The sequence below is a fragment of the Nesiotobacter zosterae genome (assembly GCF_033843645.1).
Classification (GTDB): Bacteria; Pseudomonadota; Alphaproteobacteria; order Rhizobiales; family Stappiaceae; genus Pseudovibrio; species Pseudovibrio zosterae.
Genome location: NZ_JAWXVZ010000003.1, coordinates 373,494 through 396,980, shown reverse-complemented (window position 1 = coordinate 396,980; position 23,487 = coordinate 373,494). Strand labels below are relative to the sequence as shown.

Below are 23,487 nucleotides of genomic sequence, written 5' to 3'. Positions count from 1 at the left end.
TTACTCGGCTGCTGCCAGACGGCCATCTGGCTGTGCGGCAACTGCTTCTGCGCTCTCACCATGGCGTGCAGTCATGTAGAGGTTGTAGACCATGATAAGCGCACCAAGGAGGAACAGACCGCCGCCCAGAGCACGCATCACATAGAATGGGTGCATGGCGTCCACGGTTTCGATGAAGGAGTATTCAAGGAAGCCGAGGCTGTCGTATGCGCGCCACATCAGGCCCTGCATGATGCCGGATACCCACATCGCACAGATGTACAGAACGATACCGAGGGTAGACACCCAGAAGTGCCAGTCCACCAGCCTGAGGGAGTAAACGTCCTTCTTGTTGTAGAGCCACGGAATGAGGCAGTACAACGCGCCGAAGGAAATGTAACCAACCCAGCCCAGTGCGCCAGCATGTACGTGACCGATGGTCCAGTCTGTGTAGTGAGACAAAGAGTTCACTGCACGGATGGACATGACCGGACCTTCGAAGGTGGACATGCCGTAGAACGCTACGGACACAACCATCATGCGCAGTACAGGGTCGGTACGTAGCTTGTCCCATGCGCCGGAAAGCGTCATCAGACCGTTGATCATGCCACCCCAAGAAGGCATCCAGAGGATAATGGAGAAGGTCATGCCAAGGGTAGATGCCCACTGTGGCAGGGAGGTGTAGTGCAGGTGGTGTGGACCTGCCCAGATGTAGATGAAGATCAGTGCCCAGAAGTGCACGATAGACAGGCGGTAAGAGTATACCGGACGGTCAGCGCGCTTCGGGATGAAGTAGTACATGATGGCCAGGAAGCCTGCGGTCAGGAAGAAGCCCACCGCGTTGTGACCGTACCACCATTGCACCATCGCATCCTGCACACCAGCCCAGACGATGTAGGACTTGGAGGAGTACATTGAGATCGGCAACGCCATGTTGTTGAACACATGGAGAACCGCGATCGTTACGATGAATGCGAGGTAGAACCAGTTGGCCACGTAGATGTGCGGCTCTTTACGCTTCCAAAGCGTACCGAGGAACAGCAGCAGATAGAACACCCACACAACGGTGAGAAGGTAATCTGCATACCACTCTGGCTCAGCATACTCTTTGCCATGGGTGACACCGAGGAGATAACCGGTACCAGCCACGACAATGAACAGGTTGTAACCCAGAACCACAAACCAAGGCAAAATGCGACCAGGCATTCTTGCGCGGCAGGTACGCTGCACCACATACATGGAGGTAGCAAGGAGTACGTTACCACCGAACGCAAAAATCACTGCAGAGGTGTGCAGTGGACGCATGCGACCGAAGTGGGTCCATGGGAGATCAAGATTGAGTGCCGGGTAAGCCAGCTGGAGAGCGATGATCAGGCCTACGAGGAAGCCTGCGATGCCCCAGAAAACTGATGCCCAAGCAGCGAATTCGACCGGTGCCATGTTGTAGTTTGGCTTACCGTCGACCTCCTGCGGGATCGGCATGGTGTCGCCATCGAAATAGCGACGGAAGATGAAGAAGGTGCCGACTGCTGCCGCAAGCGAAATTAAGCTGGCGTGGAACGCCAACACTTGGTCAAAGGTCTTTCCTGCGATGATCAAACACAGGAAGGCTGTTGCAGCGAGAAGAAGAGCAAATCCCCCCTCCTCTAGCGACAGGTATCTGGCTCTTCGTTCTGACATATTGCTAGCCCCATCCACTGTGACAAAACTTAGATTTGGAATCTCTCGGTATATTTAGTTACCGCGCCATACGACGCCCTTGATCGAAGTCAAAAACCCCGGGGCGCCCTAAGATAAAATTGCTCTAAATCGAAATATTTTTGAGGTCTAGTGACTATAAGGGGAAAACCCTAAACTTTAGTCTTAGGCCCTAATACCAGTCGCGTCGCAAATGGCAAAACGAACAGCATCCCGATGTAGCGAAGAATCTGGTGCGTTGCGACGAAGGCCGGGTCTAGATTAAGCACGAACGCAAGCAGCGTCATCACCTCCAGCCCCCCCGGCGAATAGGCCAGCACAAGCTGCCCAAAGGACAAATCCAGAAAGTAAGACGCGACAGCAGATACGGCGACACAGACTGCAAAAACGATCATAAACGAGCCAATGGAAACCCGTAGCCAGCTCAGAACCTGAGCCGGAGAGGTGGACCCAAAACGAGCCCCGATCATGGCCCCGAAGAACATGAAGACCGGCACCTCAACCCATGAGGGCAAATGAACCGGAACTGTCGCCGTGACGTTGAGCGCTGAGCTGACAATAAAGGCGCCGGTGAGCAGACCTGCGGGTATACCAATTCGGTCGGCAATTAGAGCCATTGGGACGCATGCAGCAACAAGGATGAGCATTTGAAAGGGCGTTGAGTATGGCACCGATGCCACAACCGCTCCCGTAACTGGCTCTGAGGTGGAAACCAACAGACTTGGCAGAAATGCGAGCAAAACAAACAACCGGAACACCTGCACGGTCATGATGCGCGGCAAATCGGAGTTCCGCTCTTCTGCCAACACCGCGACCAGCCCCAGAGTGCCGGGAATCGACGAAAAGTAGGCGGCGTCCTTGCGCCAGTGGCACAACTTGCTCAGAAACTGGTAGGCAGCAAAGACCATCAGCGCCATGGTCGGCCCAATGAGCAAAATTGTGATCGGCCATGAACCAACACGCTCAAATGCCTCCGGGGTCACACCCGCTCCCATGGATATGCCAAGAACGACCATGGCGACCTTTTTCAGTAGCTCCGGAAACTCCAGCGGAACACTGAGAAAGGCGGCAGCCGCGACGGCGATCATTCCCCCTGAAAGATAAGGGGCAGGCAGACCGAGAAGGTCGAAAAAAGCGCCGCCCAAACCGGCGATAACAAGGGCGTTGAACGTCTTTGTTGCAGTGCCAAAATGAACGCCATCAAACAGCTTCATAAAACCTCCGATTTTTGTGAATATTGAAAGGATTTTGCGCTGCGGCGCCAGAGAGTGTTCCCCGCCAGCAAAAATCGCGAGTCACACGGGATGAGAGAGGTTCTAATCTACGAAATTTCGGGGAGCTTGATAAGGATCAAAGTTATTGAAACGGTTCTGCGTATTTTACCGATATGACTTCGCTCGAATTACGTTACGCAACGCAAAGCGTTCCTCGTTACACCTCATATCCAACCGCTCCTCACTTTTCTGAGGCCGTTTCCGGCGCAGATTACGAGGGCTGGCTTGCAGCCATACCAGAGGATGCCCCCCTCTCGCTGTATCTGCATGTGCCGTTTTGCCGTGAAATGTGCCACTATTGTGGCTGTAACACGAAAGCAACCAAGCAAGATGAGCCGGTGGTCGCCTTTGCGAAGACACTTCGAAAAGAAATCTCGCTTGTGCTGCAGAAGCTGGGAAGCAAACGCCCTGTTCAACACATTCACTGGGGTGGTGGCACGCCGAGCCTTTTGCCGCGAGAAGCGTTCTTGGCGACATTCGAGCTGCTGAAGTCCGGCTTCGAATTTCTGCCAGATCTTGAACATGCCATTGAACTGGACCCGCGCACCGTCACTCCCTACCTTGCTGAGACACTGACGATGGCCGGCGTGAACCGCGCCTCCCTTGGCGTGCAGGATTTTGACCTGACCGTTCAGGAGAGTATCGGCCGGGTTCAGTCATTCGAGTGCGTCGAAGAAGCCTGCAAGGCCCTGCGGGGTGCCGGCATCAGCGAGATCAACTTTGATCTCATGTACGGGCTTCCGCATCAAACATCCGAGACCATTCTCAGAACCGTGGATCTGACCAAACAGCTGGCACCGGGCCGCATTGCCCTGTTTGGCTATGCTCATGTGCCATGGTTCAAGAAACACCAAAAGCTGATCAGCGAAGATGCTCTTCCAAAAACACAGGAGCGGATCGAGCTTTCAGATATCGCAAGAGATGCGCTTGTCGCTGCAGGATACACCGCGATTGGACTGGACCATTTCGCGCTGCCAGAAGACAGCATGGCCGTCGCCTTGAATGACGGAACGCTAAAGCGGAACTTCCAGGGCTACACGACCGACAAGGCCGAAACCCTGCTCGGCTTTGGACCCAGCTCCATTGGCTTCCTGCCAAAGGGCTATGTACAGAACATACATGAGACCCGCGAATGGACCCGTCAGGTTGAAGATGGCGCACTGCCAATCAAGAAAGGGATTGCCGTCGACGCGGACGATCTATGCCGGGCTCACATCATTGAACGGCTGATGACCGCCTACGAGGTGGACATCGCAGAGGCTGCAGAACGGTTCGGGCTGAACCTCAACGGCTTTGCTGAAAGCTTTGCGCAGCTTCAACCGTTGCAAGCCGATGGACTGGTGTCCATTGATGGAAGTTTGGTGAAGGTGACCCAAGTGGGCGAGCGCTACGTTCGGGTAGTGGCGGCGGCATTTGACGCTTATCTGCACGCCAACGCCGCGCGGCATTCTGTGGCCGTGTGATCCGGCCACCTTGCTTTGCGGGAAGCCTTTTCAGCTAGGTCCTTAGTGCATTCCGGTAAGCTGGCAAATGCCGCAGACGTTCTGGATCTGGATGCTGTCCTGCTTTTCTACCTTGATCAGACCCTTACGCTTCAGCTGCGAGATGACGCGGCTCACCGTTTCAATTGTCAGGCCGAGATAGTCAGCGATTTCCTGGCGTGTCATGGAAAGAACAACGGACCGCGCATCAGGCACATCGGGGTTTGCGGGACCTGAGCAGTTTGCGCCACCGCGATCCGGCACAAGGCTCATCAGAAACGTCGCAACCCGCTCCATGGCAGACTTGCGGCCCAACAACACGGTGTGATCGTGCAGGTGCTCCATCTGGGAAAGCAGGCATCGATTGACGTAGTGCTGAAGCAGCGGTGACGTTGCCACCTCACGGGTTTCGTAAACCTGAAGCTCAACGGCGGTAAGCGCCTCTGCGGTGCAGTCGAATGTGTCGTGATTGGTGAAGCCCAGCATGTCGCCAGCGCGCAGGACATAAACCACCTGTCGGCGGCCATCAGGCAGCAGCTTGTAGAGCATCATCACGCCTTCCAGCACTTCGTAAATGCGGTCTGCGCGGTCGCCCTCGTAAAACAGGACTTCGTGTGAACCCAAGCGATGTTTGCGACCTGAGCCGCTCTTGGAGCCACTCTCACGGTGCATGTCATTATCGATGTCAGTCAAGGAAGTAGCACCATCCGCCGCACAAGACCCAGCGTACAAAACCCGTTCCATTTTCCCTCCTCGCACCTGAACTCTCAGGTGCATAATGCACTCCGAAAGCAACATCCAAGATATACCTTATCTCGAAAAGCCTTCGAAATACAGAGCATCGACACCCGTCAATATCGACGCTCTGTTGTTACGAGCATGAATTGCAGAAGTACGCGGCTCTTGGCAACGTCAAAATCCGCAAGACCACTTAACTTGGAGATTTTTGGGAAGTTTTTTTGATGTGGCGCAAAGCTTTGCCCGCTAAAATCAAACCGGAACAAATTGCAATAAGCTCTTTTCTTCCAATGGCTTACGTACAATTTTTGGCACAAAGCCATCAACAAAAATTTGATCTAGATCTCTCCGCGGCAAGCCAGTCATTGCGACAATTTGCGGCGGCCCACCTTCTGCGGATAACTTGCGAATGATGTCGCGACCCGCCATTCCTGGCAGGGCAAGATCGACAAAGACAATATCGGATTGCTTGGGGCGCGAGCCCTCAAAAAAAGATTCGCCATCAATGTATGTTTTGGTGTTCAGTCCCAGTTCCTCAAAGAGGCAGCTGATCGCATCCCGGACTGAAGCATCATCTTCGATGACGTAGATCACTGATTACACCAAGTCTTTCTTTACGGAAGCGCCACCGGTTTATACAGAATACAGCGCTTAGTCGTAGTTTAGGCTCTACGCCTTTATATACAACACAGACAATGGTGTAGTGCGTAATTACCCACTCAAGGGTGATCACGCACTTTTATTTGATAGATTCTAAGTAAATGTACGTCAGTATTACTGCGCAGGCGGCTCGCCGGTCAGTACAATACGAACGAGATCTGCCGCATTACGCGCACCAAGCTTTTCCATGATGCGAGCGCGGTGAACTTCCACCGTACGCGGAGAAATCTTGAGATTGCGGCCAGCTTCCTTGTTGGAAGAACCTGCAGTGATCTCCGTCAACACCTGACGTTCACGAGGCGTGAGATTTTCAGCGCCCGGGAAATTGAACTGGCCATGTGCGCCAGCGCGGGTCACAGAAGAGATCGCCTCACGCACGCGAGAGATGATTGCATCAACATCGAATGGCTTTTCGATGAAGTCATATGCGCCATACTTGATCGCCTCCACGGCCATTGGGATATCGCCCTGACCGGAGATGATGAAGATTGGTGCTTCAAATTTTTCAGCGTTCAGCGTTTTCAGGATATCGATACCTGAACGTCCAGGCATATGCACATCGAGCAGTACGCAGTTTGGTACAGTCGCTTCAACGGCACTCAGAAATTCTTCTGCGTTTGCATAAGCCCCGACCTCGAAGCCTTCGGTTTCGAAGAGCAACGAAAGCGCGTCACGAACCGCGGGATCGTCGTCAACGATATGGATCACAGACGGTGCAGACGTCATCACTTTGGTCCTTCAGTTCTCTTGTCTTTGTTTGTGCCACCAAATCAAGAAGAGTGGCACTGGTTACTTTGACGGAAGCCGAAGAACGAAAGTGGCACCCTTGCCCTCTTCCTTCGGCTCTACAAACAAATCCCCACCGTGGTTCTGCGCTATACTGCGAGAAATCGCAAGTCCTACACCCAAACCGCGCCGCTTTGTCCCAGAAAATGCTTTGAATAGCCCATCAATTGCTTCCGGACTGAGACCTGGACCCGTATCGGTTACACGAATGAAGACGTTGTCTTCAGAAAGCTCGACGTCGATGAGGACACGCTTTACCGGTGACTTGGCAACGGCCTGAGCCGCGTTTCTGATCAAGTTCACCAGGATCTGCTGGACCTGTACGCCGTCAATGTTCGCCTTATAGGAGTAATCATCAAAGGTTGACGTAATTTCAACATCTTCAACATCGATGCCGACGCTCACCAGTTCGATGCACTCATCAACCACTGTTGCAAGCGTTTCATCTTTGCGGCGCAAGTCTTGCTTCTCGACGAAGTTGCGCATGCGCTGGATGATCTTGCTGGCACGCTCCGCTTCAACGACCGTTTTTTCCATCAGCTTGACGAGCTGAGCGTCCGGATTTTCCGCAGTGCGGGCACGCCGGGCAGCGGTCTGCAAGTAGAGCATGATTGCCGTAAGCGGCTGATTGACCTCGTGCGCGATAGCAGCGCCCATTTCATCGAGCGCGTTCACGCGGGTCATCTTGACGAGATTTGCCTGCAACTCTGTCAGGCGGGCTTCAATCTCCTTACGGGAGCGCAGGTCACGAACAATCCCGATAAATTGGTGATCGTCAGCCGTTTTTGCCTCGCCGATGGACAGATCAAGCGGGATTGGCGTCCCATCCTTGTGCTGGCCCATTACCTCACGCCCTATACCAATGATACGGCGCTCGCCGGTATCCAGATATCGCTGCATGTAGCTGTGGTGCGCGTGTGCGTCCTTGGCCCCCATCAGAATGCTCACGTTTTGCCCGACGGCCTCATCGCTTGAGTAGCCGAACATTTTCTCGCAAGCCTTATTGAAGAGCAGGATCTTACCGGCCTTATCGGTCACAACAATGCCGTCTGCGGCCGTGTCGAGTACGCTATCTAGACGCGCACTTGAATCCATGATGTGGTTCCTTGGTACATACTGCGTCCTTTGACTTACGCCAAAGGTGGATGGGTATTTTGACTAGGTGCTACCGTATGCAGACTCTCCGGTCAATCACCTATCCAGCGACATAATAGTCTTGATGCATCGTTTAACTGCCCTATATCGCGGGCAAAACATAACCGAAAGAACGGTTTCCCGCCCGGCCCGAAGGCTGTGCCGGGAGCCAACCCAACCCCTGTTTCACGGAGGATTGCGAAAGCAGTTTCACGAGAGTCAGCCAAGCCATCTATCGAGAAAAACAAATAAAACGCCCCGTCAGGCATAGAGAGGTTTAGCCGCGAGTGTTTCACAAAACGCTCGGTCAGGAGCGCGCGACCCCTTTGCGCCTTCTCCACCTGAAATTGCAGAAACTCATCCCCGTTCTGTAATGCGGCAACTGCCGCGCGCTGCATAAATGCCGCAGTTCCAGAAGTGGAATATTGGACAAGGTTTTCCACTATTTGGCCCATCCCCTTAGGGCAGGAAAGCCACCCGATTCGCCATCCTGTCATGGCCCAGTTTTTCGAAAACGTGTTCACATAGAGAATTGGGTCATCATCCTGAGCCACATCGTAGAAAGATGGGGCACGTTTTTCCTCGCCGAATACGAACCGACCATAGACCTCATCGGCTATGATCCAAAGGTTGTTCTTCAGAGCGAATTCACGGAGTTCGGCGAGAGTTTCGCGGGTCGCAACCCAGCCAGTTGGGTTGCAAGGAGAGTTGATGAACAGGGCCTTGGTTTTTGCGGTAACCGACGCCTGGAGAAGCTCCATATCGAGCTCCCACCGCCCCTCAGAAAACTGCATTGGAACAAAGACAGGATGCGCTCCTGCGATCCCGGCACAGGCAGACAAATTTGGCCAAACAGGGCTTGGAACGAGAATCTCTTCCCCTGCGGATACAGTTGCTTGGAGCGCAATGAGGATTGCATGCATACCTGACCCGGTGACGAAAAAGCGATCAGACGAGAAAGGCCGCCCGTACACGCTTTCATGGTAGTTCGCCAGAGCCTCTCGTAACTCTGGAAGGCCACGCTGATAGGTATAAAAGGTCTCGCCATCCCGAAGGGATTTGTAGGCTGCCTCGCAAATGAAATCCGGTGTTGGAAGCTCTCCTTCACCCACCCAAAGAGGAATGAGATTTTCCTGTTCCCTCCCCGCATTGACGAGTTCGACAATGCCACTTTCTGGCGCGCTGAGCGCCTGTGAACGCAACGTTCCCAGCACCCCTTCAATTCCTTGCATGCGATGCATCCCCCCGTATTAAGCGGCCGTGTTTTTTCCGGCTCACAGACTAACCCATTCGTCAAGGAACGGAAGAGCCCTCATTGGGGGCAAGACTTAGTTTATTGCGTTATTCTCAACGATCAGAACGCAAATGCTCCAGTATTTGTACAGCGTCGAATTGCAAAGCCCACACACGCTCAATGCCGGGGTTTGGGCGGCTCTCGCTTGGGCTGTGCGCAAGACGATGTTGGAGAGACAATAAATGCCTCCAAGGCGTAGGCATCGCTGCGCCAGCGGAACTCATCGTGCATCTGACTCAAGTGAACGCGCATGCTGTTGAGCAAAGTGAGTTCATCATGACCGCCGAGCTTGCAGTGGATGGGTAGATTTTCGAAGAACTCTGAGAACCGACCTGCCGGAATATCCTGAACAGGGCGCGCATTGACCATTGCAGCCGTACGAAGACGATAGCGCGTGTTCAACGTCATCTTGCGCCACTCCTCACAGGGCATGGCAGTCATGTCGCCATAACTCTGCATTATGGTGTTCGCGCATTTTCCCAAAAAGCCTGCAATTTCCTGCGGCGGATGCTTGCTCTTTCGGCGCAAAGAGTTCAGCGCCATTTCGCTAACATAGTCCAATGCAATGGCGTAGTTGGACCACCGTGCCTTTTCCAAGGCATCAAGGAATGCTCTGTCCTCCGACAAAACCGGCCAGTGCCGCCCCGCTCGGTATCGGGTGTATTCCAGCACAGACTTCTGCACTAGAAATGCCGCCCTGTGATCGAGATAGACCGACACAGCCCTCGGGTCACTAATGTCCCGATTTGAACGTAAAAACAAAAGGATACGTTGCCAAAGCTTCGGTTTTTCTATTTTAATTGGACTGGAATCACGAAAATCCCGGTGAGCGAGCTTTTTGATTTCTTCTTTGTTATTGCTCAAGTCCGGCCTCCACAAACTTATCATGTGCGTGGTTATGCGCTCGAGTTCTCTTTATATGGCAAGACTCTTGCCTTTCCATGAAGTTCGGTCAACTGTGATTTTCGAAAAGCCTAAAAATAACCCATTAAAGACGCGGGGTAACTATGCTTCAGGGCTGGGTGGTCGTGCTTGTGGCACTGGCCTACATACTGCTCCTCTTTCTCGTCGCCAGCTATGGAGACAGAGCAGCAAGGCTCAAGGGTTTTTCGGGTGCAGGCCGACCGCTGATCTATGCATTATCCCTGTCAGTCTACTGCACTTCCTGGACCTTTTTCGGCTCCGTCGGGCTGGCGACACGGAGCGGCATCGAGTTTCTGGGCATCTATATTGGCCCGATCCTGATGTTCTTTTTGGGCTACCCGCTTTTACGGCGCATTATCCATCTTGCCAAAAGTGAGCGCATTACCTCGGTAGCGGACTTCATTGCGGCCCGATACGGCAAGAGCCAGATGGTCGCCGCCATGGTGACGTTGATCGCCGTCATCGGCATGACGCCTTACATCGCCCTGCAACTGAAGGCACTGTCCCTTTCGGTCAGCACCATTGTGCAGAACCCGATCATGGCCACCTCAGTGGCACCGGAATACGTGTTCGGTGACGAGACCCTCCTGATTGCCATCTTCATGGCGGTGTTCACCTGGCTTTTCGGCACCCGCCACACCGATGCCACCGAGCATCAGGAAGGCCTCATGCTGGCCATTGCCATGGAGGCGATGGTAAAGCTGATTGCCTTCCTTGCGGTCGGCATCTGGGCCACATTCGTGCTGTTTGACGGGCCGGGCGAACTGCTGGCAAAGGCCAGCGAAGAAGGGGTGAAAAGCGCCCTGATCTTTGAAAGCGCAAACCTCAGCAACTTGCTGATCCTGACCATGTTGAGCCTGTTCGCCATCGTCTTGTTGCCGCGCCAGTTCCATGTGACGGTGACTGAAAACAACAGTCCCGACGAGCTGCGCCGCGCTTCCTGGCTGTTTCCAAGCTATCTGATTGCAATCAACCTGTTTGTGATCCCTATTGCGCTGGCCGGCATGGCTCTCTTTTCGTCTGGCGTTAATCCGGACATGTTCGTCCTTGCACTGCCCCGCACTTTTGATGCGCCTCTGCTTACCCTCGTGGTTTTCGTGGGCGGGCTTTCTGCCGCAACTGCCATGGTGATCGTTACAACGGTGGCGCTCTCCATCATGGTCTCAAATGACCTTGTGATGCCGCTAATTCTGCGGCGCCGGACAGAAGATGAGATCATCGCCTCTTCCGGTGAGGACATGAGCCAGCTGATCTTGAACATTCGGCGAATGTCGATCTTCATCATCATACTGGGGGGCTACATCTACTACAGGGTTGCAGGCGATAGCGCAGCCCTTGCCTCAATCGGCCTGCTGTCGTTTGCGGCGATTGCCCAATTCGCGCCCTCGTTCTTTGGCGGACTGATCTGGCGCCGAGCAACGGCGCGGGGTGCCAAAGCAGCCATGATGGGCGGTTTCTTCCTGTGGTTCTATACGCTGCTGCTGCCGGTGTTCGCCAAGGAAGGCATTTTGAATCCCGAACTGCTGGAAACAGGCCTTTTCGGCATTGCGGCCCTGCGCCCTGAAGCGCTGTTTTTCACGGACATCTCTGATCCCTTCATCCACGGCGTGTTGTGGAGCTTGGGTTTCAACATCTTCTGCTACGTAGCGTTTTCACTGAGCCGCCAACCAACGTCCATCGAGCGGTTGCAGGCAAATGTTTTCGTTCCAGCGGAGATCCACACCCCTCCTGCTCTCAGGCTCTGGCGTACCGCGATTACGACCGGCGATCTTCAGGCCACCATCGCGCGGTACATTGGTGAGGAACGCACCCAGCGCTCGTTTGATACCTACGCGCGCGACAACGGCATTGAGCTGAACGAGTATCAGGAGGCAGACGCCCGCCTCATCCGCTTCTCCGAACAACTGCTTGCAAGCGCCATCGGCTCGGCTTCCGCCCGCCTCGTGCTTTCCCTGCTGTTCAAGCGCCGAGATCCGAACACCAAAGGCACCATAAAGCTTCTGGACGATGCCACCGAAGCCATCCAATACAACCGCGACCTGCTACAGGTGGCGCTTGACCAAGTGCGACAGGGCCTTGCGGTGTTTGACCGCGACCTGCATCTCATTTTTTGGAATCGCAACTTTCGAGAGATCCTGTCCCTGCCTATCGAGTTCGGTCAGGTGGGTGTGCCGCTGGAGCGTATTCTGACATACAGCGCGGAACGAGGAGAGTTTGGCGACGGTGTGGTGGCCGACCTTGTCAGCGATCGGCTGAGCAACTTCATCGGCGCTCAGGACACCTATCAGGAACGCATGATGATGTCCGGCAACGTGCTGGAAGTGCGCACCAGTCCGATGCCTAATGGCGGATTGGTGATCACCTACAGCGACATCACAGAGCGCGTGATGGCGGAAGATGCGCTTGCTCACGCAAACGAGACGCTAGAGCGGCGCGTGCGCCAGCGAACAGCAGAACTCACAAGCGTTAATGACGAACTCATGGAGGCCCGACAAAAGGCTGAGCTGGCAAACCAGGACAAAACACGGTTTCTGGCTGCGGCGGGGCACGACATCTTGCAACCACTTAACGCAGCAAAGCTCTATTCCTCGGCGCTGAGCGACAAGTTCGCCACCCAGAACAATCCCAACAGTGATCTGGTGCGCAATGTTGAAGCCTCTCTTGAATCGGTTGAGGAAATCATCGGCACCGTCCTTGAGATCTCTCGGCTCGATACGGCAACGTTCCAACCTGAGTTCTCGGTGTTCCGTTTGGACGACATTCTGAAACCGCTGGAAACCCAATTCCGGCCGATTGCAGAGGAGAAAGGGTTGCGCCTTAAGGTCATGCCAACGGACCTTACCTTGCACTCCGACAGGCGCCTGATGCGACGCCTACTGCAAAACCTCATCTCCAACGCCATCAAGTACACTGAAACCGGTGGGGTATTGGTCGCCACCCGAAAACGAAAGCCTTCACTTGGAATTGTGGAGGTGTTTGACACGGGGCTAGGCATCCCCGAGGAACAACAGAAAGCGGTGTTCAAGGAGTTCCAACGGCTCGACTCTGGTGCACGTATCGCCTCTGGACTAGGCCTTGGACTCTCTATCGTGGAGCGCATTAGCCGCGTTCTCGATCACAAGGTCTCGCTTACTTCTAAGGTTGGTAAGGGGACCCGTTTTTCGGTCCAGTTCAAGGCTGCTGGCAACCTGCCGAAGGTGGCGGCTTCACCTGCAGCCAGCAAAACTGCAGGTCAGCTGGATGGACTGGTGGTACTGGCCATCGACAATGAGCCGAAAATCCTTGAGGGCATGACCACCCTCCTCAACACGTGGAACTGTACTGTCATCGGCGCTGAAAGCGGGATAGCCGCTGCCAAGAACGTTCACAAGACCGGCAAACTGCCAGACATCATCCTTGCGGACTATCATCTTGATGAGGGAACCGGCATTGAAGCCATTGGCCAGTTGCGGTGGAAGTTTGGCAATGACCTTCCGGCCATTTTGATCACGGCTGACCGCAGCAAAGACGTACGCGGTGAGGCGGAGGAGAAAAACATCCTGATCCTCAACAAGCCACTGAAGCCCGCAGCACTTCGGGCTCATCTTGCAAGGCGCAAGTCCGAGCTGGATGAAGCGGCTCAGGAAACCGTCTGAAACATACACGCCAAGACGAAAAAGGCTCCGAACCAGCAGGTCCGGAGCCTATTGTTTCAAGTCCTGTGCGCCACGACAGCTGATCAGGCCAGAGCGTTCGCCATCTGCTGCCACTGGCCAGCTTCAATCTTGGCGGCGGCAATGACAGCCTGCGTCCGGCTCTCAACACCGAGCTTCTGCAAAATCGCAGATACGTGGGCCTTGACGGTCGCTTCCGACACGGACAGCTCATAGGCGATCTGCTTGTTCAGCAGCCCTTGACTGAGCATCATCAACACACGCACCTGCTGCGGCGTGAGGCTCGCCAAGCGCCGTGCCATTTTCGAGGCTTCGTCTTCCACGCTCAAGTCAATATCCGGCGGCGTCCAAACACCCCCAGCCATGACCGTGGAAACAGCTTCCTGAATAACGTCTACCCCAAGGGACTTCGGAATGAAGCCCGATGCGCCAAACTCAATACAGCTGCGGATGGTTGCAGGGTCTTCTGTGGCAGATACCACCAACACCGGGACGCCTACATATTGAGCTCGGAGATACATAAGGCCTGAGAACCCTCTCATGCCGGGCATCGTCAAGTCCAGAAACACCAGATCCACGTCCTCCTCGCGGTCCAGCGTTTGGGTAACCTCTTCAAGGCTGCCAACTTCGATAATTGATGCGCCAGTGAAGAGCTTTTCGATTGTCTGTCGCATTGCCCCGCGGAAAAGCGGGTGATCATCTGCGATGACGAAGTTCTGCTTTTCGGTTTGCACGCCGTGCTCCTTCATAGCTTAGCTTGCACGACCTCTTTCAGACGTCAGGTCTCCCTAGTCTCAGGTCCAGCAAACACGGACGTTGCCCTCCTCAACATTTTGAGTAAGTGCAACTGACGTTCCTCCTCGTGCTGCGGTTGCTGCGCCGCAACACCCTTCCCTATAAGTAATAGGGCATTACCAACGAAAGTAGCAAGCAATAAGTCAATAATTTTCACTTAGAATTGCATAAGGCAACCACTAATGCACATGGAAACAATTGATTTCAATTTATGCACTTTCAAATGAAACTCATATAATCCGAAAATTTCCAATAGAAGATAATCTGTTCTTTTTGGTAAACACCCCAAATCGTTGAGATTTAGATCTTTGAAAATCGCCCCTCCTCAGCCGAAGACTTAGCTCATCAAAGCCGAGTGACACATCTGGGGTAGCGCTTTTATTGTCTGGATACGCGACTTTGCGTCAGATGTGAATATTCGCAAAAACTCAACATCTTAACAATCTTGAAGCGACTACTACCCCACTCACACGAATATCAACTTTTAGTTGTGTATTTTAAGCATAGTCCGAGCTGAGTTGTCTCAACGACTCTATTCACAGCAACCCACGGGATAAGAACTACTTTGATTTCAAGTGCTCGCAACCATGTGAAGTGGATTTTTACATCAATCAAAAAATCCAATTGCGTTTTTCACCCCTACTAGGGTTATGATTGGATGTTACCGTAACGTCACTGTGGAGCACACAATGAACAACGACGGACATACAGCAGCAATGACTGTTGCACGCACTTGCATATTGTATTCGACCGGCACCCTCCTCATCATGGCCGGACTGAGTTTCGATCCAGCAGTGTCTTTCAAGTATGGCGCGCTCTTGACCTTCCTCCTTGCTGGCTTTTTGTTGATCAAAGGAACTGAAACCACAACGCAGACACAGCATTCAGATGCAACGGTTCCATCTTCCAGCCAATTGACCAGCCGCGACGTAGAGGATAACCAAAATCCCGAAACCGAGGCGCTGACCGCCGCCTATCTTAAAGGTTGCCAAGTCACTCTCATTTCAGCCCTTCTGTTGTGGCTGGTTTCTATCTGCCTGGCGGGGATGAACTAATCCCGTCAGGTGGGAAGGTACGACTATTTCATTTAGTTTTTGCGGAGCGTTGCGCATGGGCTCATTCATGTTTCCAGCCATCCAGCCCTTTAACAGTGGCTATTTGAATGTGAGCCCTCTTCATCGGATCTATTTCGAGGAGTCAGGCAACCCCGAGGGAAAACCGGTTGTTATTCTTCATGGTGGACCGGGAGGCGGTTCAAGCCCGGCGATGCGCCGTTTCCACGATCCCCGGCACTATCGCATCGTGATCTTTGATCAGCGCGGCTGCGGCCGTTCCACGCCCTATGCGGAGCTGCGTGAAAACACCACGTGGGACCTCGTCGCTGACATCGAACGTTTGCGGCTTCATCTTGGTGTTGAAAATTGGCAGGTTTTTGGAGGGTCTTGGGGCTCAACGCTCGCGCTTGCCTATGCCCAAACCCACCCCGGTCGGGTTGCGGAACTCATACTACGCGGCATCTTCTTGCTGCGTCGTCAAGAAGTGGAGTGGTTTTATCAAAAGGGAGCCAGCGCGTTGTTCCCGGACTACTTTGCAGCCTACCGTGATTATATCCCAGAGGAGGAGCGGGCCGACCTCGTTGCGGCCTATTACAAGCGCCTGACCGGGGATGACAGAGATGAGCGCCGGGAAGCAGCGCGCCGTTGGGCTCAGTGGGAAGGCAGCACGCTCTCCCTAATGCCAAACCCTAGCCGCATTGACCAGTTCGGCGAAGAGAGGATGGCAATCGCCTTTGCCCGGATTGAATGCCATTTCTTCCAGCATCGAGGCTTTTTTGAGGTAGATGGCCAGCTCCTGAGAGATATCGATCGCATCCGCCATATCCCCGGAAGTATCATTCAGGGGCGCTACGACGTGGTGACGCCGGTGGAAGCCGCATGGGATCTGCACCAAGCCTGGCCAGAAGCCGACTTTACCATCGTGGATGACGCGGGTCACACAATGAGCGAGCCCGGTCTGACCGAAGCTCTGATCGCGGCGACGGAAAAATACAAATCCGCTTACGTCCCAGCACAGCGCGCTCACTCTGCTTCTTAGCGGTATTTATAGGGGCGCATCGGCGATATGGGTCCCTTGATAAACAAAGGTTAGCGAACGTCGGTGCGGCGGTCTGCGATATTCTGCCACGTAGATGCCTTGCCAAGTGCCCAAATCCAACTGGCCTACAAGAACAGGGATTTGCAGCTGCACGCCAGTCATCACACTCTTGATGTGGGCGGGCATGTCATCAGGCCCTTCGATGGTGTGCCTCCACGGACCATTTTCCGGCGCAAGACGATCCATAGCGGTTTTAAGGTCGAACAGCACATCAGGATCAGCGTTTTCCTGAATGGTAAGCCCAGCAGATGTGTGACGCATGAAAATGGTCAGCAATCCATCACGAACACCAACCTGCCCCAACCAATCAGAGACTTCCTGACTTATATCATAGAAGCCGATGCCATCAGTTTGTACCAGCAAACGACCCATGCTTTGGCGAAGCGGTGCTTCGGCACTATCCAGTGTCCAGACCTCAGTTGAGGCAACGTTACCCTTCCAACTTCGCATGGGTTTACTAACCTTTCTCACGTAGTCTTCACGTTTGAAGCAACAAAATGGCAGCGTCGGCACACTACAGCCCACAAGTGCTTTTGCCTAGTTAAGGGACCAGTCATGACATTCTCATTTCCTCACATTTCGATCTCCACAGAACTTGAGGAAGAGGCCCGTCAATTCAATGCAGCTTTGGAAGCGCAAATGACAGCCCTCCCCGATCAGTGGAGCTTTCCACCGAGTGTGTCGCGGGAGCGCCGCCTTCAAGGACTGGGAGCTTTTCCCGCGCCACAAATGAGCCCGACAGCCATCATGCTGAGCATCAACGGCCCCAAGGCACCGATACCGCTGCGCCTGTTCAAGGCCCCATCAGGAAACCCTCAGGGTGTCTTGCTGCATATCCACGGCGGCGGCTTCGTATTTGGATCGTGCGCTCACCAAGACCCGTACCTTGAAGCCCTCGCCGCCAGCGCCGACATTGACATCGTGTCAGTCGAGTACCGGCTGGCACCGGAGTACCCTTTCCCTGCGGGCCTGGAGGACTGCGAGGCTGCGGCCCTATGGATTACAGGGGAAGGTGCGAAACAGCACCAATGGCAAAAAATACTCATCGGCGGAGAAAGTGCCGGGGCAAATCTCGCGCTCGCCACCATGATCCGACTTCGCGACAGCCACAAAAAGGCGCCGTTTGAGGGGGCAATCCTGTCAGCTGGTTTCTATGATCTCAACTTGACGCCGAGTGCTCGAAACTGGGGCACTCGTCCATTACTTCTGAATACTAGAGACCTTGAGCTATTTGCCAAACACTACGTTCTGAGAGGACCGGATAAAACCCATCCGGAAGTTTCACCTTTGTATGCAAAACTCCATGACTTGCCACCTACGATTGTAACTGTAGGCACAGAAGATCCTTTACTTGACGATAGTCTTTTCCTGGCGGCGCGATTACAGGCCACAAACTGCGAAGTTCACGTGGAAATCTATCCAAACGGATGTCACGTGTTTCAAAGTTTTGATCTCGGACTTGCCAAACTTAGCGGGGAAAGTATAGATACATTTATAAAGGACCGGCTTGGTCCACGGCGCTGACCGCCTACATATAAAGAAAATTGTCTATTTGCCGGATTTCTGGCCAAATCTATTCAAAAGGATAAGCAATGCCTGCCCTTGAAACACTATTGTCTTTCGTGAACACATGGGAGTGCGATGAGAACGACCATCTTAATGTTCAGTTTTACTTTGCAAAGTTTGAAGAGGCAGATCGTCAGTTCCGCTTGTTGACAGGTTTCAGTGATGCTGTTGCCGGTCCGCGTCGGGTACGCCATGTGCGCTACCACGCTGAATTGCGCTCAGCGGTTCCAATCAAGATCCGGTCGTACATTGCTTTCGACGGCCCGCATATGCTCAGTGTTGTCCACGAGATGATCGAGACATCCACCAACGAAATCTCAGCAACGGCCATTGATGGTTACACGCCGAACCAAAGCGCCGCCAAACAGCTCCGCACCCGGTTCAAGGATGTTGAGGACACCATGAACGCCAAGGCGAATCCAAGAGGTGTTTCGCCTTCACCGTTCGTCGGCAAGCCCACAATTGATGACCTAACATCCAACGGCTCCACCGTGACATGCCGCGGCACCGTTCTGCCACGCGATGTAACTCCAGAGGGCAAAGCGGATGATGGCTTTGCCATTGGCCTGATCAGTGATGCAGTGAGCCATGCTTGGGAACGCACGCCCATGAAAACGTCTTGGCTTGATGAGAACTACTATGGCCGTATTGCCATGGAGCAGAAGTTGACCTGGATCAGCCCATTGAAAACTGGTGACGCTGTTGTGGTGCTTTCCAGCTTCACCGGTGTGCAGAACAACGTGTTCAGCCTACGCCATCACATTTATGAGTCACGCACCAACCGACTTGCTGCGGTTTGCGACATGGTCGCGCTGACCATGGATCTTGAGAAGCGCAGTATTGTGCCGATCGAGAACGATGTGCGAGAGAAGATCCTGTCTCTTCAAGCAAGTTGATCCAAAGATATCTACCGAATGTAAAGAGGCCGCAGAGAAGTTCCGCGGCCTTTACTTTGCCAAGGCTGGAACACCCAAACTACTCGCTTGAAGGCTCCTGAGGCGCAGGATTATCAAAATCCTGGCGCAGGCCTTCCACCATGTTGAAGAAACGGCGCATCGCTTTCTCTGTAAAATCAAGCGCCTGATCCAGCTTTTCCTCTTCATCAGGACCAAACCAGCCGTTCGATGAGGTGGTGGTTTCCTTCTCTTTCAAGACCGGCTTTATACCCTTGGCATCTGCAATGGTCGCAAGCTCGCGCAGTTTGGTGCTGATGTCGGCAAGGTCTTCGCGCAACTGCCTGTTCTCCGCTTCCAGAACCGCGATTTCCGCCTCATAGGCCAACACGGCATCTGCTGAAGGTGTGCACACCAGCTTGCCCTGCCGTTCCTCGCAGAACGATATCGTACCGTCCGATTGGTCGAGGCGCATGACACCCGTGGCCGTCTCGGTTAGCACAAAGCGCGCGTCGCGAGCCTGAGCTGTTACCTCTTCTGCGCCAACGCCAAAGGAAGCTCCCGCACTGGCAGCAAGCAGCGCTATCGCGATCAGGGATGTGAGTGGCTTTGCCATAGTCTCTCTTCAGTGTGTTCAACCGCATCTGTCAGAAATGCATGTTTGCATCCAACTACCTTAGGTCAGTTTAAGGTCCATTGAAGATTCTACAAAGGACTATAGGGTGCACGCGAAGACCGCAGTGCATCCTCAAGTAGATCCAACCGATCTTGCCCCCAGAAAGGCTCGCCTTTCAGAACATAAGCCGGTGACCCTACTACTCCCATTGATATTGCGTGTTTTTTATTCTCTTCGAAAGCCTCCAAGATGTGGGGATCACGCGTCTTCTTCATGACCTCCTCCGCCTTGAGGCCCATCTGCAAGAGAATGTCGGATACAACTCGCTCGTCCCCAATATCCTTGTCTTCCGCCCATATTGCCTGAAACACCCTTAGGGAAAATTGCCCCACTGGCCCATCGGTTTCCTGCAAAACAACCGCCGCCAGATCAGATGGCAAAGGATTGGTAGGAAAGAAAGCTGGTTTGAAATTGAGCGCAACCTGACGCTTCTCCTTCCAGCGCTGTAGCTCGATCCAGCGGTAGGCCTGACGTGCCGGGTGGCGCTGACCAAGTGGCAAACCCCCGGTTTGCTCAAAGACCTGACCAAGCGCTAAAGGACGAAAATGAACCTTAACGTGGTATTGCTTCGTCAAACGAAGAAAGTCCTGATGCCCAAGATAGGCCCAAGGCGACATATGGGTGTAGAAGTAATCGATTTGCTCAGACATGGTTCCTCCGGTTTCAAGCGCTGCCGCCACATTGGTGCCCCAAGGGAATCCGCTTAGCAACTGTTTTAGGCTGCTAAAGGCCCAATCGGCGTTTCAACACTATCAAATTATCGGGATCAGCTTCTGGTAGAAACTCTTCAAGCCGCAACTCAGAAAGCTCAACTCCTGCTTTGCGGCGCGGGGCAGCGTGACCATCGCGAAAGCTGAGCCGAAAGACCATCTTCGTTTCAGGCAACTGCTCCAGCTCACGCAATGGGCCAAACCGCGCCAAAGTATGCTCCTTGAAGGCCTTGGCAACAATACGCCATGCCTCGGGTTTCTCTGAAAGCAGCGCCTTGCCAATTGGAAGCAGCGACCCTCCAGCCGCGTCGCTGGGAACGCCAAACGACAACAATACCGGGCCGGGTCTGGTCAGCCCCTTGGCGAACTCCGCATGCATGACTTGCGCACGCACTTGTTGGCTCGGGCGTTTCAACAGGTAGCAAGGCAGCCCTGCATCCTTGCCCAATGGCACCAGTGCAATGGCTTCAGTGTCCGCAGATGTCCAAAACGCCTCAATTGCTTCCGGCCCCAACCCAACCGCTGCCATGTAGCCCAGCGCGTCGGGGGAAGAGCCCGAAAGCCCCAGAGGCACGAACGACCACCTGCACTGTTGCTTGTTTGTGCCCAGTGCCCTTTCAATCTCTTTTGCAGACAGAAGCCGGTTCTTGTTCCGACAGCACAAAATCCCTTCATGGGCACCAAAGGCCAATGAGTTTGGAAACTCGACGTTCCCGAGAGGTGCGATCAGGTTGCCTTCAAGGTCATGAAGCTCTGTGTTCTCTGCGCGAACCGCGATGCATCTCAGTCCCCTAGGTTGGCCTTTAAAAGCATAGCGAGCAAGATCCAGCCTACCGATGTCCTGAGCTTCCAGCGGCTGCCAGGCAACCCCGTGAACCTTAGGCACGCTGCCAGTCGTTATTGGCTGCTCGGCCTCACCGTTTAACCAGCGCATCAAGGAGACGGGAGGGTGCGGGTGTTGACGCCATACATGCGAAATGGCCTCAGCGCTAATGTTTGAATACTCGGAAAGCGCCTGCCAGATAAACACAGGTGGCAGGACTGGAAGCTTTGTCCCCCGCAGCAAGCGCAGCAACATGGGCCGCCCGGCGCGCGGCACTTCATCTAGTAGGGATGCAAGCAGATTTATCTGTTCGCTTTTGTCAGTTTTCTGCCAACTCTGGATTACGGCAGATAGCCCGGGCGCATTATCCCCAGAGACGCCGTCGCCCGGCCACATGAGCGCCAGCGTTTCAGCCAGATCTCCGGAGAATTTGTAGGAAAGCTCAAAGAATTCCGGTTCGAACGTCTGTAATGCAAGCAACTTTACGGCACGTGGCGGCAAACTTGGTTTTAGTTTCCACGTGCCAGCCATCAGCGCCAACGCATGGGCGGCGTCGAGGGAGGAGGAATGGGAGAGAAAGTCCTTGAGATAGGCACTCTGCCGCGCTTCGCTTGTCTCCAAACTGAGCGCTTCACAAAGCTCTGCAAATGCCCTCAAGGCCTCCCCCTCATTGGCCTAGCACCTTTGGTTAGGCCGGCTCATTCACGATGTTCATGATGCGCCATGCATCATCGATCTGGATAACCGTGTAATGGCAAGTGAAGTCAAAAACAGCCTCACCGTCATCATCTTCCTGCTGCCAGTCCAGCGTTACATGTGCTGTGGTACCAGAGATGTGGGTGGAAATGACTTCGTACGTGGACTGGGTAACCCCATTTTCCCGATGCACTTCCAACAGCGCATCGATGTTCTCCGTCAGCTCTTCAATATCTGCGAAGACATGCCCTTGATCCATTTGCCAGACAACACATGGAAAAGCGAAGCAATCTACAATGGCTGCAGCATCATAGTCGTCATAACCGTCTGCGTATCTGTCAAACAGCTCGGACAGCTGCAGTTCTACATCGCTCTCATCACTCATTAATCACGCCCTGTGATTTACATGTTTAGCGGGCTCTGCAACCTTGTTGCGCTGCCCTGAAAAAATAAAAACAGCATTTGAGGTCGAATGTCATCAGGTCTCTTTGTTATTCCCTGCCAAATATTCATCGGCAGGTGCTAAAGCATGTCCAATCCCTCACAATTCACAGTGGATGCGCTGAAAGCCGCCTTCAGTGCCTGCTTTGACCCATGGGTCACGAGGACCGTTTCAGCCTTGGTATCGCGAATGGTTCGCAACAAATCACCCCAATCGGCGTGATCAGAGATCACCAGCGGCAGATGCGCTTTTCCTCTGCCTCGACCCTTTTTGGTGTGCATCCAACCGGATGCAAAGACAGAGCGATGGTCACCAAATTGTTCTTCAAAGCCCATGGAAAGGCTTCCCGGCGGCACCACAGCAACGCCATTGAACTCCTTTGTCGCAACTTCTGGCAGGCGTCGGAGCGCCCCCATTGGCACACCTAGCCGTTCGTAAAGCTGGCAAACGCCCCAGACGCTGGGATGCACCATGACCTCCTGATGATGCCCTTGCTCGCGCAAAAGCGCGATCATCTGCTGCGCTTTACCAAGGGAGTAGGCCATGATTACGTGTGCCGTGTTGGGAAAGAGGCGCAGAGACCGCATCAGTTTGCCGATTTCCTCTTCCGCTGGAGGCAAGTTGAATAGCGGCAGCGCGAAAGTCGCCTCGGTAATGAAGCAGTTGCAGGGCACTGGCTCAAAAGCAAGGCAAGTCGGGTCAGGTGCGCGCTTATAATCCCCTGAAACCACGACACGGTAACCATTGTAGGTGATCGAGACCTGCGCCGAACCGAGCACGTGACCGGCAGGATGCAATGACACCAGCGCATCGCCAATACGCAAGGTCTCACCCAGCGCCAAGCTTTGGAAGTGTTTGGCGCAGTTCTTTCCGGATCGAACCTTCATGATCTCGATGGTTTCATAGGTGGCCAACACATGCTCATGCCCTGAACGGGCATGGTCAGCATGACCATGAGTGATGATCGCACGCTCAACACGGGCGTGCGGGTCCACATAAAAGTCACCCGGAATGCAGTAGAGACCCGCCTTGCGGTTCTCCAAAATACTCCTGATTGGATCCCAGAAGGATGCAACCGACACGTCCACTCTCCTCAGATTGCTTCAAGAAA

General features: G+C 53.8%; 21 protein-coding genes. 6 read left to right on the top strand and 15 right to left on the bottom strand.

The window, feature by feature from the left end; translation table 11 throughout:
* Entirely contained in the window at positions 1-1,659 is a 1,659-nt protein-coding gene (ccoN, locus tag Q3Y58_RS06530; RefSeq protein WP_274219264.1) for a cytochrome-c oxidase, cbb3-type subunit I, read from the bottom strand.
* A 170-nt stretch (positions 1,660-1,829) separates the two neighbouring features.
* Complete coding sequence (locus Q3Y58_RS06525) at positions 1,830-2,891, bottom strand: AbrB family transcriptional regulator (RefSeq protein ID WP_319621564.1); 1,062 nt, start codon at positions 2,889-2,891, stop codon at positions 1,830-1,832.
* Between the two features lie 173 nt (positions 2,892-3,064).
* Between Q3Y58_RS06525 and hemN the strand changes: the two genes are divergently transcribed.
* Complete coding sequence (hemN, locus tag Q3Y58_RS06520; RefSeq protein ID WP_319621563.1) at positions 3,065-4,414, top strand: oxygen-independent coproporphyrinogen III oxidase; 1,350 nt, start codon at positions 3,065-3,067, stop codon at positions 4,412-4,414.
* Between the two features lie 42 nt (positions 4,415-4,456).
* On the opposite strand, the gene Q3Y58_RS06515 is transcribed toward hemN, so the two are convergent.
* The 6 genes from Q3Y58_RS06515 to Q3Y58_RS06490 form a co-directional block, all read right to left on the bottom strand.
* Positions 4,457-5,176 (bottom strand): Crp/Fnr family transcriptional regulator, encoded by a 720-nt coding sequence (locus Q3Y58_RS06515; protein ID WP_274219267.1) that lies wholly within the window; start codon positions 5,174-5,176, stop codon positions 4,457-4,459.
* Positions 5,177-5,422: 246 nt separating this feature from the next.
* Positions 5,423-5,764: a response regulator gene (locus tag Q3Y58_RS06510; RefSeq protein ID WP_319621561.1), complete on the bottom strand. Its 342-nt coding sequence runs from the start codon at positions 5,762-5,764 to the stop codon at positions 5,423-5,425.
* Positions 5,765-5,944: 180 nt separating this feature from the next.
* Positions 5,945-6,556, bottom strand: coding sequence for a response regulator transcription factor (locus tag Q3Y58_RS06505; protein WP_319621560.1), 612 nt, complete (start codon positions 6,554-6,556; stop codon positions 5,945-5,947).
* 63 nt (positions 6,557-6,619) lie between these two features.
* Positions 6,620-7,711 carry a two-component system sensor histidine kinase NtrB gene (locus Q3Y58_RS06500; protein WP_274219270.1) on the bottom strand — a complete coding sequence of 364 codons (1,092 nt, stop codon included), beginning with the start codon at positions 7,709-7,711 and terminating at the stop codon, positions 6,620-6,622.
* 92 nt (positions 7,712-7,803) lie between these two features.
* The gene (locus Q3Y58_RS06495) at positions 7,804-8,982 is read right to left on the bottom strand and encodes a pyridoxal phosphate-dependent aminotransferase (protein WP_319621558.1); all 1,179 of its coding nucleotides are present in this window, start codon (positions 8,980-8,982) and stop codon (positions 7,804-7,806) included.
* Between the two features lie 179 nt (positions 8,983-9,161).
* Positions 9,162-9,728: a hypothetical protein gene (locus Q3Y58_RS06490; protein WP_319621556.1), complete on the bottom strand. Its 567-nt coding sequence runs from the start codon at positions 9,726-9,728 to the stop codon at positions 9,162-9,164.
* Between the two features lie 323 nt (positions 9,729-10,051).
* On the opposite strand from Q3Y58_RS06490, the gene Q3Y58_RS06485 reads away from it, so the two are divergent.
* Entirely contained in the window at positions 10,052-13,603 is a 3,552-nt protein-coding gene (locus Q3Y58_RS06485) for a PAS domain-containing hybrid sensor histidine kinase/response regulator (RefSeq protein ID WP_319621555.1), read from the top strand.
* Positions 13,604-13,686: 83 nt separating this feature from the next.
* Here Q3Y58_RS06485 and Q3Y58_RS06480 read toward each other — a convergent pair whose 3' ends face one another.
* The gene (locus Q3Y58_RS06480) at positions 13,687-14,370 is read right to left on the bottom strand and encodes a response regulator (RefSeq protein WP_413697790.1); all 684 of its coding nucleotides are present in this window, start codon (positions 14,368-14,370) and stop codon (positions 13,687-13,689) included.
* Positions 14,371-15,105: 735 nt separating this feature from the next.
* Here Q3Y58_RS06480 and Q3Y58_RS06475 point away from each other — a divergent pair.
* The gene (locus Q3Y58_RS06475; RefSeq protein ID WP_274219275.1) at positions 15,106-15,471 is read left to right on the top strand and encodes a hypothetical protein; all 366 of its coding nucleotides are present in this window, start codon (positions 15,106-15,108) and stop codon (positions 15,469-15,471) included.
* Positions 15,472-15,526: 55 nt separating this feature from the next.
* Positions 15,527-16,510 carry a prolyl aminopeptidase gene (pip, locus tag Q3Y58_RS06470; protein ID WP_319621552.1) on the top strand — a complete coding sequence of 328 codons (984 nt, stop codon included), beginning with the start codon at positions 15,527-15,529 and terminating at the stop codon, positions 16,508-16,510.
* Between the two features lie 6 nt (positions 16,511-16,516).
* On the opposite strand, the gene Q3Y58_RS06465 is transcribed toward pip, so the two are convergent.
* Positions 16,517-17,020 (bottom strand): secondary thiamine-phosphate synthase enzyme YjbQ, encoded by a 504-nt coding sequence (locus Q3Y58_RS06465; protein ID WP_413697789.1) that lies wholly within the window; start codon positions 17,018-17,020, stop codon positions 16,517-16,519.
* Positions 17,021-17,209: 189 nt separating this feature from the next.
* Here Q3Y58_RS06465 and Q3Y58_RS06460 point away from each other — a divergent pair, with 189 nt between their 5' ends.
* Both Q3Y58_RS06460 and Q3Y58_RS06455 read left to right on the top strand, forming a co-directional pair.
* Complete coding sequence (locus tag Q3Y58_RS06460) at positions 17,210-18,094, top strand: alpha/beta hydrolase (protein ID WP_319621551.1); 885 nt, start codon at positions 17,210-17,212, stop codon at positions 18,092-18,094.
* Positions 18,095-18,162: 68 nt separating this feature from the next.
* Positions 18,163-19,032 (top strand): thioesterase family protein, encoded by an 870-nt coding sequence (locus Q3Y58_RS06455; protein WP_319621550.1) that lies wholly within the window; start codon positions 18,163-18,165, stop codon positions 19,030-19,032.
* 79 nt (positions 19,033-19,111) lie between these two features.
* Here the strand turns inward: Q3Y58_RS06455 and Q3Y58_RS06450 are convergent, their stop codons facing one another.
* From Q3Y58_RS06450 to Q3Y58_RS06430, 5 genes are all read right to left on the bottom strand, one after another.
* The gene (locus Q3Y58_RS06450) at positions 19,112-19,645 is read right to left on the bottom strand and encodes a hypothetical protein (protein WP_319621548.1); all 534 of its coding nucleotides are present in this window, start codon (positions 19,643-19,645) and stop codon (positions 19,112-19,114) included.
* Between the two features lie 89 nt (positions 19,646-19,734).
* Entirely contained in the window at positions 19,735-20,355 is a 621-nt protein-coding gene (locus Q3Y58_RS06445; RefSeq protein WP_319621546.1) for a 2-hydroxychromene-2-carboxylate isomerase, read from the bottom strand.
* Positions 20,356-20,428: 73 nt separating this feature from the next.
* Positions 20,429-21,895 carry a hypothetical protein gene (locus Q3Y58_RS06440; protein WP_319621545.1) on the bottom strand — a complete coding sequence of 489 codons (1,467 nt, stop codon included), beginning with the start codon at positions 21,893-21,895 and terminating at the stop codon, positions 20,429-20,431.
* Between the two features lie 31 nt (positions 21,896-21,926).
* Positions 21,927-22,319 (bottom strand): DUF4440 domain-containing protein, encoded by a 393-nt coding sequence (locus Q3Y58_RS06435; protein ID WP_274219282.1) that lies wholly within the window; start codon positions 22,317-22,319, stop codon positions 21,927-21,929.
* Positions 22,320-22,456: 137 nt separating this feature from the next.
* Complete coding sequence (locus Q3Y58_RS06430) at positions 22,457-23,458, bottom strand: ligase-associated DNA damage response exonuclease (protein ID WP_319621544.1); 1,002 nt, start codon at positions 23,456-23,458, stop codon at positions 22,457-22,459.
* Between the last annotated feature and the right edge of the window lie 29 nt (positions 23,459-23,487).

Excerpts from the sequence above, each read along its gene's own strand:
- Q3Y58_RS06495 (WP_319621558.1), bottom strand. The coding sequence starts at position 8,982 with ATGCAAGGAATTGAAGGGGTGCTGGGAACGTTGCGTTCACAGGCGCTC.
- Q3Y58_RS06480 (WP_413697790.1), bottom strand. The coding sequence starts at position 14,370 with ATGAAGGAGCACGGCGTGCAAACCGAAAAGCAGAACTTCGTCATCGCA.
- ccoN (WP_274219264.1), bottom strand. The coding sequence starts at position 1,659 with ATGTCAGAACGAAGAGCCAGATACCTGTCGCTAGAGGAGGGGGGATTT.
- Q3Y58_RS06500 (WP_274219270.1), bottom strand. The coding sequence starts at position 7,711 with ATGGATTCAAGTGCGCGTCTAGATAGCGTACTCGACACGGCCGCAGAC.
- Q3Y58_RS06485 (WP_319621555.1), top strand. The coding sequence starts at position 10,052 with ATGCTTCAGGGCTGGGTGGTCGTGCTTGTGGCACTGGCCTACATACTG.
- Q3Y58_RS06455 (WP_319621550.1), top strand. The coding sequence starts at position 18,163 with ATGCCTGCCCTTGAAACACTATTGTCTTTCGTGAACACATGGGAGTGC.
- Q3Y58_RS06515 (WP_274219267.1), bottom strand. The coding sequence starts at position 5,176 with ATGGAACGGGTTTTGTACGCTGGGTCTTGTGCGGCGGATGGTGCTACT.
- Q3Y58_RS06445 (WP_319621546.1), bottom strand. The coding sequence starts at position 20,355 with ATGTCTGAGCAAATCGATTACTTCTACACCCATATGTCGCCTTGGGCC.
- Q3Y58_RS06525 (WP_319621564.1), bottom strand. The coding sequence starts at position 2,891 with ATGAAGCTGTTTGATGGCGTTCATTTTGGCACTGCAACAAAGACGTTC.
- Q3Y58_RS06465 (WP_413697789.1), bottom strand. The coding sequence starts at position 17,020 with ATGCGAAGTTGGAAGGGTAACGTTGCCTCAACTGAGGTCTGGACACTG.
- Q3Y58_RS06435 (WP_274219282.1), bottom strand. The coding sequence starts at position 22,319 with ATGAGTGATGAGAGCGATGTAGAACTGCAGCTGTCCGAGCTGTTTGAC.
- Q3Y58_RS06505 (WP_319621560.1), bottom strand. The coding sequence starts at position 6,556 with ATGACGTCTGCACCGTCTGTGATCCATATCGTTGACGACGATCCCGCG.
- Q3Y58_RS06450 (WP_319621548.1), bottom strand. The coding sequence starts at position 19,645 with ATGGCAAAGCCACTCACATCCCTGATCGCGATAGCGCTGCTTGCTGCC.
- hemN (WP_319621563.1), top strand. The coding sequence starts at position 3,065 with ATGACTTCGCTCGAATTACGTTACGCAACGCAAAGCGTTCCTCGTTAC.
- Q3Y58_RS06475 (WP_274219275.1), top strand. The coding sequence starts at position 15,106 with ATGAACAACGACGGACATACAGCAGCAATGACTGTTGCACGCACTTGC.
- Q3Y58_RS06460 (WP_319621551.1), top strand. The coding sequence starts at position 17,210 with ATGACAGCCCTCCCCGATCAGTGGAGCTTTCCACCGAGTGTGTCGCGG.
- pip (WP_319621552.1), top strand. The coding sequence starts at position 15,527 with ATGGGCTCATTCATGTTTCCAGCCATCCAGCCCTTTAACAGTGGCTAT.